15 protein-coding genes are annotated in these 14,927 nt (G+C 41.9%); 13 read left to right on the top strand and 2 right to left on the bottom strand.

The window, feature by feature from the left end; genetic code table 11:
- Window positions 1–12: 12 nt before the first annotated feature.
- Both FXV77_RS15785 and FXV77_RS15780 read left to right on the top strand, forming a co-directional pair.
- Window positions 13–963: a glycoside hydrolase family 43 protein gene (locus FXV77_RS15785; protein ID WP_148920200.1), complete on the top strand. Its 951-nt coding sequence runs from the start codon at window positions 13–15 to the stop codon at window positions 961–963.
- A gap of 23 nt (window positions 964–986) precedes the next feature.
- The gene (locus FXV77_RS15780) at window positions 987–3,017 is read left to right on the top strand and encodes a hypothetical protein (protein ID WP_222867807.1); all 2,031 of its coding nucleotides are present in this window, start codon (window positions 987–989) and stop codon (window positions 3,015–3,017) included.
- 79 nt (window positions 3,018–3,096) lie between these two features.
- On the opposite strand, the gene FXV77_RS15775 is transcribed toward FXV77_RS15780, so the two are convergent.
- A complete protein-coding gene (locus FXV77_RS15775) occupies window positions 3,097–3,471 on the bottom strand; it encodes a DUF3127 domain-containing protein (protein ID WP_148920198.1) in 375 nt (124 codons plus the stop codon).
- Between the two features lie 72 nt (window positions 3,472–3,543).
- Here FXV77_RS15775 and FXV77_RS15770 point away from each other — a divergent pair, with 72 nt between their 5' ends.
- From FXV77_RS15770 to FXV77_RS15745, 6 genes are all read left to right on the top strand, one after another.
- Window positions 3,544–4,797 carry a THUMP domain-containing class I SAM-dependent RNA methyltransferase gene (locus FXV77_RS15770; RefSeq protein ID WP_148920240.1) on the top strand — a complete coding sequence of 418 codons (1,254 nt, stop codon included), beginning with the start codon at window positions 3,544–3,546 and terminating at the stop codon, window positions 4,795–4,797.
- Window positions 4,787–5,443, top strand: a complete 657-nt coding sequence (locus tag FXV77_RS15765) for an HD domain-containing protein (RefSeq protein ID WP_148920197.1) — start codon at window positions 4,787–4,789, stop codon at window positions 5,441–5,443. The genes FXV77_RS15770 and FXV77_RS15765 overlap by 11 nt, the downstream gene beginning before the upstream one ends.
- Window positions 5,444–5,528: 85 nt before the next feature.
- A complete protein-coding gene (locus FXV77_RS15760) occupies window positions 5,529–6,290 on the top strand; it encodes a glycerophosphodiester phosphodiesterase family protein (protein ID WP_148920196.1) in 762 nt (253 codons plus the stop codon).
- A gap of 6 nt (window positions 6,291–6,296) precedes the next feature.
- Window positions 6,297–7,136, top strand: a complete 840-nt coding sequence (locus tag FXV77_RS15755; RefSeq protein WP_148920195.1) for a phosphodiester glycosidase family protein — start codon at window positions 6,297–6,299, stop codon at window positions 7,134–7,136.
- A 35-nt stretch (window positions 7,137–7,171) separates the two neighbouring features.
- Window positions 7,172–8,008 (top strand): endonuclease/exonuclease/phosphatase family protein, encoded by an 837-nt coding sequence (locus FXV77_RS15750; protein ID WP_148920194.1) that lies wholly within the window; start codon window positions 7,172–7,174, stop codon window positions 8,006–8,008.
- 65 nt (window positions 8,009–8,073) lie between these two features.
- Window positions 8,074–8,871, top strand: a complete 798-nt coding sequence (locus FXV77_RS15745) for a DUF4197 domain-containing protein (RefSeq protein WP_246162488.1) — start codon at window positions 8,074–8,076, stop codon at window positions 8,869–8,871.
- Between the two features lie 100 nt (window positions 8,872–8,971).
- Here FXV77_RS15745 and FXV77_RS15740 read toward each other — a convergent pair whose 3' ends face one another.
- On the bottom strand, window positions 8,972–9,829 hold the full coding sequence (locus FXV77_RS15740; protein ID WP_148920193.1) for a M23 family metallopeptidase: 858 nt from the start codon (window positions 9,827–9,829) through the stop codon (window positions 8,972–8,974).
- 133 nt (window positions 9,830–9,962) lie between these two features.
- On the opposite strand from FXV77_RS15740, the gene mutY reads away from it, so the two are divergent.
- From mutY to rlmD, 5 genes are all read left to right on the top strand, one after another.
- Window positions 9,963–11,036 carry an A/G-specific adenine glycosylase gene (gene mutY / locus FXV77_RS15735; protein WP_148920192.1) on the top strand — a complete coding sequence of 358 codons (1,074 nt, stop codon included), beginning with the start codon at window positions 9,963–9,965 and terminating at the stop codon, window positions 11,034–11,036.
- Window positions 11,037–11,120: 84 nt separating this feature from the next.
- The gene (locus FXV77_RS15730) at window positions 11,121–11,567 is read left to right on the top strand and encodes a single-stranded DNA-binding protein (RefSeq protein ID WP_148920191.1); all 447 of its coding nucleotides are present in this window, start codon (window positions 11,121–11,123) and stop codon (window positions 11,565–11,567) included.
- 23 nt (window positions 11,568–11,590) lie between these two features.
- A complete protein-coding gene (gene pheS, locus FXV77_RS15725) occupies window positions 11,591–12,628 on the top strand; it encodes a phenylalanine--tRNA ligase subunit alpha (protein WP_148920190.1) in 1,038 nt (345 codons plus the stop codon).
- Window positions 12,629–12,644: 16 nt separating this feature from the next.
- Window positions 12,645–13,226: a TetR/AcrR family transcriptional regulator gene (locus tag FXV77_RS15720; RefSeq protein ID WP_148920189.1), complete on the top strand. Its 582-nt coding sequence runs from the start codon at window positions 12,645–12,647 to the stop codon at window positions 13,224–13,226.
- 285 nt (window positions 13,227–13,511) lie between these two features.
- Window positions 13,512–14,927: a 23S rRNA (uracil(1939)-C(5))-methyltransferase RlmD gene (gene rlmD / locus FXV77_RS15715; protein ID WP_148920188.1), complete on the top strand. Its 1,416-nt coding sequence runs from the start codon at window positions 13,512–13,514 to the stop codon at window positions 14,925–14,927.

The raw sequence follows: 14,927 nt of genomic DNA, 5'->3' as shown, positions 1-14,927 counted from the left end.
ACGTTATTTTGTATGAAAACCTTATTATATATAGCGCTAGCATTCGTCTTCGTGGGCGTATCATCTTGCGAAAAAAACAACCAGCGCGATTTCGAGTATCAAACTCCCGTATTATTGGGCGACCCGAATATCCTCTATCATGAAAATATGTATTATGCTTATGGGACAAATGCTTCCAATGGCATTGAGGTGTACACGTCCGAAGATTTAGAGTCTTGGCGGAAAACATCCCAGTTGGCCTTACATAAAGACAGCACTTGGGCCGAGCGATGGTTTTGGGCCCCAGAAGTCTATTATATTGCAGAAAAGAATAAATTCTATATGTATTTTACAGCCGACGAGCATATAGGGGTGGCAACAGCCGATAGTCCATTAGGACCGTTTATGCAACAGGAGAAAGAGCCCATGTGGGCAGATGGAAAAGCTATAGATAATTCTCTGTTTATTGATGATGATGGTACGCCTTATTTGTATTTTGTACGTTTCACGGACGGCTCTGTCGTATGGATGGCAGAACTGGAAGACGATTTGAAAACGATAAAAAGAGAAACTCTTAAGCCCTGTATCAATGTTTCGCAAAATTGGGAAAGAATCCAGGGCCGTATTAATGAAGGACCTTTTATTGTTAAACATCAAGGAATCTACTATATGACCTATTCAGCGAATCACTTTGAAAGCCATTACTACGGTGTGGGATATGCTACCGCCAGCTCACCCCATGGACCATGGACAAAGTTTTCAGGAAATCCTATCTTGCTGAAACCTCAAGGCTATACGGGCGTTGGACATCATTCGCTTTTCAAAGATAAAGAAGGGCAATTGAAAATGGTTTTTCATGCCCATTATGCTCCCAATAAGGTTTTGCCGAGGATCATGTTGATGACGGATGTGCATTTTACCGACAATGCGGTACCCGTAATGTATACAGGGGAAGATATTTTGGCACCCGTAGTGATTAGATAAATGTGGAACACAATATGTATATAATGAAAAAATTTCTTGTGGTATGGTTATTAGTCGTTATGTTGGGATCGGCAACGGCTAATACTGTTCTATCAAACACGAATCTATCAAATTCAGAATGGCGATTATCGATTAAAAAGCCAGGCAATCCCGCAGTTGCTCATGTGTTAGGTACTAGTCCGTCAGGCGTATTGACATCCGATCGGGATTTGCCGGTTTCTATCCGTCGGCAAATTCAGGAAACATCGTCGGGTATGCAGATATCCATAGAAATTACGGCAAAAGAAACGGTATATTATAACTTTGAAGAGCAGCTGACATTACCCGCTATTCAACACGAAGACTGTCAATTTTTGATGCCTGGATTCTGGTATAGGCGTAATCTTCGCTCGCCGGAAGAAGCTCCTTCCTATGCAACTAGCCATAGCTGGCAAGTGCGGGAAGATCGTTTGAGCACACCATTGACAGGGATATACAGTGATAAGACAGGTGATTATTTTACGGTTATGCGTTTGGATGAATTCAAGCACGAAAGCCTTACAACGCACAGCGCGGGAGAAGTTATTCTTTCGGGAAAGACCGATATCGGGTCTACTGGTTTCCGCAATAGCGGAGGGAATACATCCTTGGTTTTCGGCTTTCCCTATCAGGAGGCGCCTCATACGTATATACGTAAACTTACACTTGTCCCTGCGGTGCAGGCGTTTGAGAAATTGGAAAAGGGGGAAGTTCGCCAGCTGACCTGGGAGGTACGAAAAGGTAAGGCCGCAAATTATTCTGCCTTCGTATCTGATGTGTGGAATTATGCGTATGACTCGCTAAAGCCGGCGATATACACCAATGCTATGCGCGTGGAGCAGGCTAAAGAGACATTGTCTAATTTTTTTAGAGAAAGCTATGTAGATAAATTTGATTTAAAATACTTTTCTGGCGTACATATGCGAACCGATGATTGTGAAAGTACCGAAGCGACGGAAGTTGGTTTCATAGGACGCGTTTTACTGAATGCATTTAATGCACTGGAGTATGGGGAAGAAATAGGGGATACAGCGTTGGTTCATAAAGCGAACAGCATTTTCAATTCCTATCTCCAACATGGGTTTGCTGCGAATGGTTTTTTTCATGAGTATGTGGATTACGGAAAGGATAGTGTAACACAAGAGTATAGTATCCGTCGTCAATCAGAAGGGCTTTTTGCTGTTTTGAATTATCTCAAATACGAGAAGATGAAAGGAAGAACGCATGTAACATGGGAAAATAGAGTAAAGATACTTTTTTGCAACTTTGCAAAGTTGCAAAAGCAAGACGGTAGCTTCCCGCGAAAATTTGATCAGCATTTTCAGGTAACGGACGCTTCCGGAGGTAGTACGCCATCGGGTGTATTACCGCTGACTATGGGGTATGCATATTTTCATAACAAATCCTATCTGGAAAGTGCCAAGCGAGCTGGGAAATATTTGGAGAACGAGCTTATAGCTAAAGCAGACTACTTTTCTTCGACGTTGGATGCCAATTGCGAAGATAAAGAAGCGTCATTGTATGCTTCTACGGCAATGCATTATCTGGCTATGGTGACGAAAGGGAAGGAGAGACAGCATTATGTGGACTTGTGTCAGCAAGCCGCTTATTTTTGCCTCTCTTGGTATTATCTGTGGGATGTGCCATTTGCACAGGGACAAATGTTGGGTGACGTAGGTTTTAAAACAAGGGGATGGGGTAACGTATCTGTAGAGAACAATCATGTCGATGTATTTATCTTTGAGTTTGCCACTATTCTTGATTGGCTGTCGGAAGAATGCCATGAACCCCGTTTTTCTGCGTTTTCGTCGGTTATAAAGAGCTCTATGCTCCAATTGATGCCTATTCCGGACAATATGTTTGACATCGGAAAAGTAGGTTATTATCCGGAAGTTGTCCAACATACTAACTGGGATTATGGAAAGAATGGTAAAGGCTTTTACAACGATATATTTGCGCCTGGGTGGACGGTTGCCTCGCTTTGGCAAATGTTAAGCCCCGATCGTGTAGAAAAGTATTTTAATGCCGCCGACTAAAGGCAACATATGTTTTTTATAAAGTAACAGGGCAGCCTTATATAAGGCTGCCCTGTTACTTTATAAATCTCTTTTTTACTTAGAAAGGTAAATCGTCATCATCTGCTCCGGAAGACGATATATCGACCGGAGGCATGTCCATTTGACCTGGTGCTTGAGCTTGTTGCGGTGTATTGGCCAGTTTTGTTACTCTCCACGCTACTAAGGAATTGAAGTACGTGGTAACTCCTTCTTTATTTGTCCACGGACGACCGCGTAGATTAAACGAAATCTCTACGTCATCACCAACAGCTAAGTTATCAAATATATTGACGCGGTCTTGCGTTGCCTCAAAGCGAATGTATTCTACAAATTGTGGGTTTTCTGCGTAAGCAACAATTAAATCTCTTTTTTTGAAAGATTCCGTAACTTGTTGCGTAGCGCCTATTTCATGAACTTTTCCTCTTATTTCCATATCAAAAACGTATTAAACTGTAAAATTAAGCATTTTTTGCTAAGCAGAATAAGTAACTTTGCAAAAAAGATGATGGAAGTTTTCAACACCCCCAATAAAGTTATCATTACCTGCAATAGACGCTTGTCCCCTTATTTGGCACAAGAAGTGGAAGCGCTGGGCTTTGACATTGTCCGTGCTTTTAATACAGGTATAGAGGTTAGCGCCTCTGTAAATGAATGCATCCGATTGAACCTGAATTTGCGCATAGCGAGTCAAGTGCTTTATGAGATAAAATCGTTCCGTGCTCGAAATGCCGATGAGCTCTACAAAGCGCTGATGACTGTTGCATGGGAAGAGCTCCTTCCGTTTGATGGATATTTCTCTGTTACATCAAATGTACACAATGAGACGATTACGACGCCGCTGTTTGCGAATGTCAAGGTAAAAGATGCCATTGTAGACCGTATTAAAAATAAAAAAGGTTTACGACCTAATACGGGACCTGAGTTAAACCGGGCCGTCATCCATCTACACTGGATAGATGATAGAGCAGAAATCTTTTTAGATACTTCCGGCGAAACGCTCGCTAAGCACGGCTATCGAAAACATCCCGGCAAAGCACCCATGTTGGAAGCGCTTGCCGCAGCGACTATCATGGCTACTAAGTGGGATGGTAAATCGCCCTTCATAAACCCCATGTGTGGTTCGGGAACCTTAGCTATTGAAGCGGCGCTGATGGCGCAAAAGCGTATGCCCGGTTTGCAACGGATGAATTATGCTTTCATGCATTTTATAGGTTATGATGAGGAAGTGTTTTTTGAGGAACGTCGCCGGTTGAAGGAATTGACAGATAAAAATAATCTCCCTCATATTGTAGCTTCGGATATCTCAGATGTGGCGATAGAAATTGCAAAATCGAATGCAAAGACGGCCGGTGTGGAGCATTTGATTACCTTTGAGGTAACTGACTTTGCCAAGACAACCATCCCCGAAGGAAACGGTGTGATGATGTTTAATCCAGAATATGGTGAGCGTCTGGGGGTACATACAAAACTGGAAGCAACTTATAAACGTATCGGCGACTTTATGAAACAGGAGTGCAAGGGGTATCGAGGCTACGTGTTTACGGGAAATCTCGACCTGGCCAAAAAAATTGGTCTGCAAGCATCCCGCAGGTTTGAGTTTTTCAACGGTAAACTAGATTGTCGGCTATTGCAATATGAGCTGTATGAAGGTTCGAAAGATAAACCTGCTGCGCCCGAAATACAGCCTGATTCAACAGAAAAGATAACCGGAGGTAAAATACATAAACTCATTCGGGTACGGGATAAAAATGATAGATGACGAGATAATCATACAACAAACCGTTTCTTTTGTGCAGGAAAAGCTGAAAAATGCAGAAGCAGGGCATGATTGGTGGCATATTCAGCGGGTATGGGACAATACAAAACTGATTTTAGAAACGGAGGAAGCTGATGCGTTAGTTTGTGAGTTGACCGCATTGCTACATGATATTGCTGATAGCAAATTTCATAATGGTGACGAGCATATAGGCCCGCGTATAGCAGGAGAGTTGTTACAGCGCATCGGATTGGATAAAGACCGGATAGAACATGTACAGCAGATTATATTTAATATGTCTTACAAAGCGTCTTTGGGGCAAGTTGATTTTCATTCCAAAGAATTAGAGATTGTGCAAGATGCGGATCGTTTGGATGCTATCGGAGCTATCGGCATTGCGCGTGCTTTTCATTATGGAGGATTTAAGAATCGAGAAATATATAACCCCAATATTCCTCCCCACCAAAAACTGAGTAAGGAGGCATATAAAAATACGTCGGCGCCTACCGTTAATCATTTTTACGAAAAACTATTACTGTTACGGGACAAGATGAATACCGATACAGCCAAGCAAATAGCCGAGAAGCGCCATCATTTTATGGAATCCTTTTTGCAACAATTTTATGGCGAATGGAATGGTAAAAGGTAATTTAACACAATCTTAATGGGAATTGGGTATATTCGTGTAATTAAATAAACACATCAATCAAACGTATACCTTATTCATGTAAGATATGAAAACAACATTAGTAATCCTGACCTTAATAACGGTCGTGCACATGGGAGCTATAGCTCAAACAGAAATGATCACGCATCGCGGAGCCTGGAAAAATACCGAAGTGCCGCAGAATTCACTCGCATCCTTAAATAAAGCCATAGAGCAGCAAGCATGGGGATCAGAGTTTGATGTACACCTCACAAAAGATGATGTATTGGTGGTAAACCATGACCAAGACTTTTATGGAATAGACATAGCTACATCCACCTACGAAGAATTGCTCGCCAAGAAACACCCCAACGGAGAAAGCATCGCTACTGCCGAAGAGTATTTAAAAGAAGGACTGAAGCAGAAAAAAACCAAATTGATTTATGAACTTAAAACGAATAAGCTTGGTACAGAAAGAACGTTGAAATCGGCGGAGCTAGCCGTGGCTTTGGTAAAGAAACTGAAAGCCGAAAAACAAGTAGAATATATCGCGTTCAGCTACGATGCCTGTTTGAAACTTAAAGAATTGGACAAGAAAGCAAAAGTTCACTACCTTAATGGCGATAAATCACCTCAAGAGATAAAGGCAGCAGGTTTAAGCGGACTGGATTACAACCAGTCAGTGTATAAGAAACACCCCGAATGGATCGGAGAGGCAAAGAAATTGAAACTTAAAACCAATGTATGGACAGTGAATCGTGAAGACGATATGCATTATTTCATTGACCAAAAGATTGATTATATCACGACGGATGAGCCAGAGTTGCTTAGCCGCGTTCTAAAAAAATAATATTCGATGTATCGTTTAAGGATCAATATTCTTATTGGTATTTTCTTTTTTGTTACGGCTGCGTCTGCACAAGAGAATCAAGATTCCCTAGCAGTCGTTAGCAAAGACTGGAAAAAGACGAACGTAAAAAAAGGGGTTGTCTGGAAGCAAGGACATTTTAATAATCTCTTTGATGGTGAGCAGGAGATTAATTATGTAGAAATCGACCTTAAAAAGAACTTGAAAAACCTTTATTTAGCTGCCGAGCCCTCCGAGTTAAAACCGACCTCACAATTAGCATCGGAGCACGGGGCGTTGGTAGCTATCAATGGCGGTTTTTTTGATATGAAAAATGGCGGTGCAACTGATTTCATACAAGTAGAAAATAAAGTTGTTAACCGTACCAGAAAAAAAACAGATCGCGGTAATGCACTACTTTTGCTGTCAAAAAAAGAGATAAAAATCAAAGCTGCAACGGATACGCTGTATGAGTCGGAGCACTATCCTAACGTCATGCTTGCTGGTCCGATGCTTGTTAGGAGCGGCAACCCTTATCCATTAACCAAAAACGCTTTTAACGACAATCGGCATCCGCGTACGGCGGTTGCATTGACGGACGATGATAAATTACTCCTATTTGTCGTTGATGGGAGGAATAAATCTTCGCACGGTATGGATCTCCACGAACTGTCGAGCGTACTACGGTGGTTGGGAGCGAAAGAGGCGATGAACCTGGATGGCGGAGGAAGCTCTACGTTATATATAAAAGGAGCGACCGAGAATGGGCTGGTAAGCTATCCGTCTGATAATAAATTGTTTGATCATGAAGGTGAACGCGCTGTTGCCAACATTATTTATATTAAGTAACGTTAAATCACGTTATGAAACAAAAAAATAAATAGATGAAAAAGATTTCTTTATCAATAGTACTTCTTTTAGGATTTTCCTACATGTTGTCAGCACAAGAGCTGACAGTAGCTTCTTTTAATATACGGTTGAAAACGACGTCGGATGTTGGGAATTTATGGGAGGACAGGAAGCAGGCGGTCACCAACCTCATTCAATTTCATGAATTTGATATTTTCGGTATTCAAGAAGGATTTTATGAACAAGTGCAGGACATGAAGAGCCAATTGCCGGGGTTTGAATACATCGGTGTGGGACGTGATGACGGAGCGGAAAAAGGAGAGCACTCGGCTATCTTCTTCAATACACAGCGCTTTAAATTAATAAAAGACGGGACGTTTTGGCTTTCCGCTACCGATACTGGGAAACCCAACAAAGGATGGGATGCCGCTTTGCCTAGGATTTGCACATGGGGTGTATTTGAAGATAACCAAAATGGCAAGCAGTTTATCTTCATGAATACGCATTTTGATCATGTAGGTGTGGAAGCACGTCGTGAAAGCGCAAAGCTTATCTTAGAAAAAGCAAAAGAACTGGCAAACGATTTGCCCATTATCTTAACCGGTGACTTTAATGTAGATGAAACCAACGAAGCGTACTTTACGCTTGCAAAAAGTGAGATAGTACAAGATACGTATGAACTGGCAAAAATTGTGTACGAACCGAACTCCTCTTTTAACGCGTGGGGAAAAGGCCTGAAACCCAAACAGCGTATCGATCATATTTTTATCACGAAACCGTTCAACGTACATAAATATGGAATTTTAACAGATACGTATATGGGTAAATTCCCTTCGGATCATTTTCCTGTGGTTAGTAAGCTACATTGGTAAGCCTATGTGGCGCAATGGCTAAAATAGTGTTTTTTGTAGCTTTGTCGTGGTAAACAAGATAAGATATGAAGAAAAGTTTAATGGCGTTTTGTACAATAGGGATCTTTTTAGGAACATTCTCTAGTGCAGAAGCGCAAATAGGAAACAAACTAATGGGGGTTTTAGGACAGTTAGGGACAACATCTGGGGATACCTCGAAGACCTCTAATAATATATCATCACAAACTGGTGATCAGGAAGTAACTAAAACGGAAGCTAATAACGCCGTCAAGCAAGCGTTGGGTAATGGACTGCAGGCGAGTATAAAGATGTTGTCTGCAAAGGATGGCTATTTGGGAGACGCTGCGGTCAAAATTTTGATGCCCCAGGAAGCACAAAAGGTAGAAAAAGCATTGCGAGCGGTAAGTATGGGCTCCCTATGCGACCAGTTTATTACAAGTATGAATCGTGCCGCCGAAACAGCCGTTAACGAAGCAGGAGAGGTGTTTGTTAACTCCTTGTCTAAGATGACTATTAACGACGCATATAATATTTTACTGAGCGGACAGCAAGACGCAGCGACATCTTACTTCAAGTCAAACACAACATCTGAATTGACCCAACGCTTCAGTCCGGTGATAGAATCGGCAATGGGTACAAATAATGTTGCTGACTATTGGACACAACTAACGTCAGCTTACAATAACTTGCCGCTGTCCAGCAAGGTGGAGACCAATCTCACCGCCTATGTAACGCAAAAAGCTATCGATGGACTTTTTGTCAAAGTGGCTGATCAAGAACTCAAAATCCGGAATAATCTCGGCGGTTCCCGTTCAACGGATTTGCTGTCAAAGGTATTTGGTTGGGCAGATAAGCAGAAATAATCCTGTCCAACTCCAGACAATAAATTAGAGCGAAGCTTGTATGAATTATTTATAAAAGACAATAATTCATACAAGCTTCGTTACCGTTAAGAAGAAGTTGTTACAACGAAAAATATTTTGATGGGTTGAGTTTCCTGTTATTTAAAAGAACTTCATAATGTAGATGGGGACCGGTGCTTCGGCCGGTGCTGCCTAGTAGACCAACAATATCTCCAGTTTCCACAGCCTGTCCTTTTTTAACACGTGTACGGGTCAAGTGTGCATATCGCGTTTCATATCCGTTGTTGTGTTTTACCATGACCACATATCCATAAGCCCCTTGCCAGCCCGCAAAAGTAACTCTGCCTTTTGCCGTCGCTTTAACCGGGTCTCCTGTTCTTCCTTTCAAGTCTACCCCTTGGTGCATTTCACGACCTCGGTTCGTAAAGGGATTCCGACGATATCCATAGGGCGACGTGACGCGTCCGTGATGTGGCCGACCCAGCGGTAAACCATCTAATTTGGATTCCAGGTCTTCTAATTGTTTTTTGTAGAAGACGGAAAGCTCCACTAAGTCTTCTTCACCTTTTTCTACCGGACCTCCCATATTAGGGCTCATCTTAATTTCTTTCAATCCCCGCTTCTTCATCTTTTGGTTAATGCGGTCAATAGCACTATCAATAGAGTTAAAGGATTTCTTTATTTCTTCAGTCGTCAACTGATTGTTGAACTCATCCAATTCCAATAGACGGTTTTCAGCTTTCAGCTTATTTATTTTTTGGTCATAAACCTTTATATATTTTTCAGATGTCCGTTGTTTAACCACATACACCACAGATAACACGGTTATAACGGTGAGGGTAACAAAGGAACATAGAACCTTTTTCCAGTGATTGATGACGAACGTAGGTACCTGCATTCTCTTGGTAGATGTACCATCCGGTTCGACGAAAAGCACGGCGGTTTTTTTCTTTAGCATGGGCGTCAATAACAAAAACTTTTATGATACGAATGCACAAAGGTAATGTATCAAGCTGTTTGTAGTCAATATTTTACAAATTTTAACATTTTTTAAGACTCTTTTTATAACAAAAAAATAGGCAACTTTGTGCATGTTGTTCGCTGTAAAACTGATGAATTGGTATCGTGAGAAGGGGCGTGATTTGCCTTGGAGAACCACGCATAACGCTTATATTATATGGCTTTCGGAGATTATTTTGCAACAGACCAGAGTGGAACAGGGGAGGCCCTATTTCCATCGTTTTGTAGAGGCGTTTCCGATTGTAACAAAATTTGCAGAAGCCAATGAAGAAGACATCCTGCGATTATGGCAAGGTTTGGGATATTATTCGCGAGCCCGGAATATGCATAAAGCAGCGAAGATGGTGGTAGATGATTTTCAAGGTGTGTTTCCTAATACTTATGAGAAAGCGATTCGTCTTCCAGGCGTCGGGGAATACACGGCGGCGGCTATTGCGTCTTTTTCGGCAAACGAAGCAAGAGCGGTAGTAGACGGGAACGTGTATCGAGTGCTGGCGCGCTACTTTGGGATAAAAGAACCGATTAATTCCGTGCAGGGGAAAAAAATATTTGCTCAGATTGCGGAAGAGATGCTTGATAAAGAAAGTCCGGGCATATACAATCAAGCAATTATGGACTTTGGTGCTTTGCAATGCAAACCGAAGAACCCGTTATGTGCGGATTGTATTTTTCGTGTGGAATGTGTTGCTTTTCAAGAGAAACTCATCGATGTGCTGCCAGCGAAGTTGAAAGGGAAAGGGAGTCGCAATAGGTATTTTCATTATTTTATTGTGATAGAGGGCGATCGGATTTTGATGTCAAAGCGGGGGCAAGGCGATGTGTGGACGAACCTGTATGAATTTCCGATGATAGAAACAGCGGAGGATATGCCCATGCCAGACTTGACGGTACATGCAGATTTTGTCCAATACTTTGAAGAAGACGTCGTTCTAACGGCGGTCGGCAAACAAGTAAAACATGTGCTGAGCCATCAAAACATTTACGCGCGCTTTTATATTGTTGGCGATTCCAATGCTTTGAAAAAGAAAAAAAAGGACTGGAATTACTATTATTACGAAAAAATAGATAAATTAGCTAAACATAAACTTATATTCTCTTTTCTGGAAAAAAATGTTCATCTCATCGCGGGTAAACAACTAGAGTGAAATCATAGGTGTTCTTTCTAACCTTAGAGCGTATAATAGATTATAGAAGAAAATATACAATTGATTAGCCCTAAATTATAGATTATGGCAAGTGTTAACAAAGTGATTTTAGTCGGACATTTGGGAAAGGATCCCGAAGTACGTTATTTAGATAACAATGTCTCCGTTTGTAGTTTTCCTTTTGCAACTTCTGAAACGTACACGAAAGACGGCGTACGCATTAAACATACCGAGTGGCACAATATCGTCATGTGGCGTAATCTGGCGGAGATGGCGGTTAAATATCTCCAAAAGGGTAAGCTGGCTTATATCGAGGGGCGACTGCGGACACGAAATTATGAAGATAAAGAAGGAACGCGTCGATATGTAACGGAGATTGTCGGCGAAAGTTTCAAGCTTTTAGGGCGTCCGTCTGATTTTGGACAAACGGGAAAATCTACTTCGTCAGAAGAAGAAAAACACGACGGAGGAAAAGACGAAGAAGTAGATTTTTCGGAGAACGACGGTGATGTGGATGGTTTGCCATTTTAATATTTTGCCGTATCTTTGGCACTATGTTGCAGGACAAGATTAAGCAGTTTACAGAAGAAATAAAGGGTTTTACCCCCACATCAGCAGTCGATGTTGAAAATTTTAGGTTAAAGTTTTTGGTTGCCAAAGGCATCGTTAAGGGATTATTTGAGGAATTTAAAACCGTATCAGCAGAGGAGAAGCGTACACTAGGTAAAGTTTTAAACGAGTTTAAGCAACTCGCTGAACAGACCTATAGCGACGCTCAGGTACAGTTTACGCATACAGAAAAGAACCTGCAACGTGAGGAGGGTGATTTAACGCTTCCCGGAGAAGGTTTTCAACTAGGATCTCGGCATCCACTGTCGTTGGTGCGAAAAGAAATCGTAGAAATCTTCAAAAAATTAGGCTTTATCGTGGCTGAAGGACCGGAAATCGAAGATGACTGGCATAACTTCTCTGCACTAAATTTTCCGCTTGAACACCCTGCGAGGGATATGCAAGATACCTTTTTTGTAGAAAAGAAAGAGGGTAACGACATTGCGCTACGTACACACACATCTTCTGTTCAGGTTCGCTTAATGGAAATGGGAAAACCACCGTTTCGTGCTATTATGCCGGGACGCGTTTATAGAAATGAGGCAATATCCGCCCGGGCACACTGCTTTTTTCATCAGGTAGAAGGGTTGTATGTAGACGAAAATGTTTCTTTCGCAGATTTGAAACAAACATTGTTTCATTTTGTGCAAGAGCTGTATGGCGAGGGTACAAAAGTACGTTTCCGTCCTTCTTATTTTCCCTTCACCGAACCATCGGCTGAAATGGATATTTCCTGCACGATATGTAAGGGAAAAGGGTGTCAGCTGTGTAAATATTCCGGATGGGTGGAGATATTGGGATGTGGTATGGTAGACCCGAATGTGCTAGAGAACTGTGGGATTGATAGTAAGAAATATTCAGGTTTTGCGTTTGGTATGGGTATCGAACGGATAACAAATTTGAAATATGAGATTCGGGATTTGCGTCTGTTCTCTGAGAACGATGTACGTTTCTTATCCCAGTTTGAGACGGAACTTGTGTAACCTCCCAAAATCGTATATGGAGTCTGACCAAGTCATATTGTCAATTAAGAAATCCGCCCGCGAACTTTTTAGGCGCTATGGATATAACAAAACCAGTGTCAATGAACTGGCGAAACAAGCACGCATAGCAAAAGCGACATTTTATAAACATTTTGCCAGTAAAGAGCTCATTCTGCATGCGGTACTGATGGATTATATCCGGGAAAACGTCGAGGATATCCTAAATAAAAATATCCGGGAGAAAGATCTTTCTACTTTTTTGGCGAATACTATTCTTCGTGTAAGCCGTGTGACATACACCGTGTGCAATGAGTTTGTCGGGTGGGAGTTTATTCGGGAATCGGCCAATGCGCAGGAGTACCTGAAAACACTTTCCGATGACTTGGAATTTCTACTACTTAGCTCATTTATACAAAATGAAACCATTGCGTTAACTGTACCCGAAGAAAGATTAACCTTTCTTATCAAATCCAGTAAAAATATTGTCTTTTCATTTGCTTTTACCGCGGTAACAGATGCCGATGTACGTAAGAACTTTATCTCTTTTCAAAAGGAAATTCTTCCTTACCTCGTGCAGGCGACCTTGCTGGAGTCGTAGTTTTTCTTCTTCTTTTCCCATCGATGGAAAAGAAGCAAAAGAATAGCCTACATAAAGCTGGCTGCGGAACAATGCGAGGCCGTTTTAGCCCACGTTCCACGTGCGTAAGATGTCTACATTTGTACTATCCCCCATAACACGAAATGTCGCATCCAAATTTTTGAGGCATGTAGAAACTCATTCTTAGAATTGTCTCTATCCTCAAAGATTTGAAGCGACGAGCTTTTTGATTCTTTTTCGCGGAGAAAAAGAATACAATGGAAAATCCTTACTTTTGCACCCATTATGGGTAGACGAATTCCACAGGACAAGCGGTTGATATCCGATGTTCACATTATTGACATAGCCGAAGAAGGCAAAGGAGTTGCCAAGCACGACGAATTAGTGCTGTTCATTGAGCAGGCTGTGCCTGGTGACGTCGCCGATGTAGAGTTGCTTCGCAAGAAGAAAAATTTTGCGGAAGGACGTTTAGTGGCATTAAAGGAAACCTCGAAATACCGTATAGATCCGTTTTGTCCACATTTCGGTGTATGCGGAGGATGCAAGTGGCAACATATGCAATATCCTGCGCAATTGTTGTTCAAGCAGCAATATGTTGAGAACGCATTAAAACGCTTGGGCAAAGTGGATATTTCTCCAATGGAACCTATTCTTGCATCGGCTGAAACGGAATATTATAGAAATAAACTGGAATTTACGTTTTCCAATAAACGGTGGTTGACGTCGGTAGACGAGGAAGTAAAGCCAGATGATTTAAATGCATTGGGGTTTCACGTGCCGGGAAGGTTTGACAAGATTTTAGATATAGATCATTGCTTTCTGCAACAAGATCCATCCAACGCAATTCGAAATGCGGTACGCTCTTTTGCCATAGCACAAGGAATCTCTTTTTATGACTTGCGCGCACATGAGGGGGCTTTGCGTAATCTGATAATTCGTACATCTTCGACGGGAGAAGTGATGGTGATTATCGTTTTTGCCTATCCGGAAGAAGGGCAAGTCGACTCATTGATGAACTATATCGACGAGCAGTTTCCTACACTTACCTCCCTGCTATACATCATCAACCAGAAGCGTAACGATACCATCTTTGATCAAGATATCCATACATTTAGCGGCCGTGATTATATTTACGAAGAAATGGAAGGATTGAAGTTTAAGGTTGGGCCAAAGTCTTTTTATCAAACTAATTCTGCACAAGCGTATGAGCTGTATAAGATAACACGCGACTTTGCTGGCTTACAAGGAAATGAATTGGTATATGATTTGTACACCGGAGCGGGAACGATTGCCAATTTTGTGGCCCGGATGGCGAAGGAAGTTGTGGGTGTCGAATATGTGCCCTCCGCTATTGAAGATGCGAAGATCAATTCGCAAATAAATGGAATTGGCAATACGAAGTTCTATGCAGGCGATATGAAAGATGTGCTGACGGCGGATTTTGTGCGTGAACATGGGCAACCGGATGTCGTGATTACCGATCCGCCACGCGCCGGAATGCACGCAGATGTGGTGAACCGTATTTTGGAAATGGAAGCGGAAAAAGTAGTGTATGTAAGTTGCAATGCGGCAACTCAGGCGCGTGATTTGGCTTTATTGCAGGAAAAATACCACGTAGAACGTATTAAGCCGGTGGACATGTTTCCACACACACAACACGTAGAAAATGTGGTGTTGTTGAAATTAAAAACGGAGAGTTGA

The sequence above is a fragment of the Sphingobacterium phlebotomi genome, from assembly GCF_008180195.1.
GTDB lineage: Bacteria > Bacteroidota > Bacteroidia > Sphingobacteriales > Sphingobacteriaceae > Sphingobacterium > Sphingobacterium phlebotomi.
Note: the sequence above shows the minus strand (reverse complement) of the source record. Positions and strands in the feature narration are given on the sequence as shown.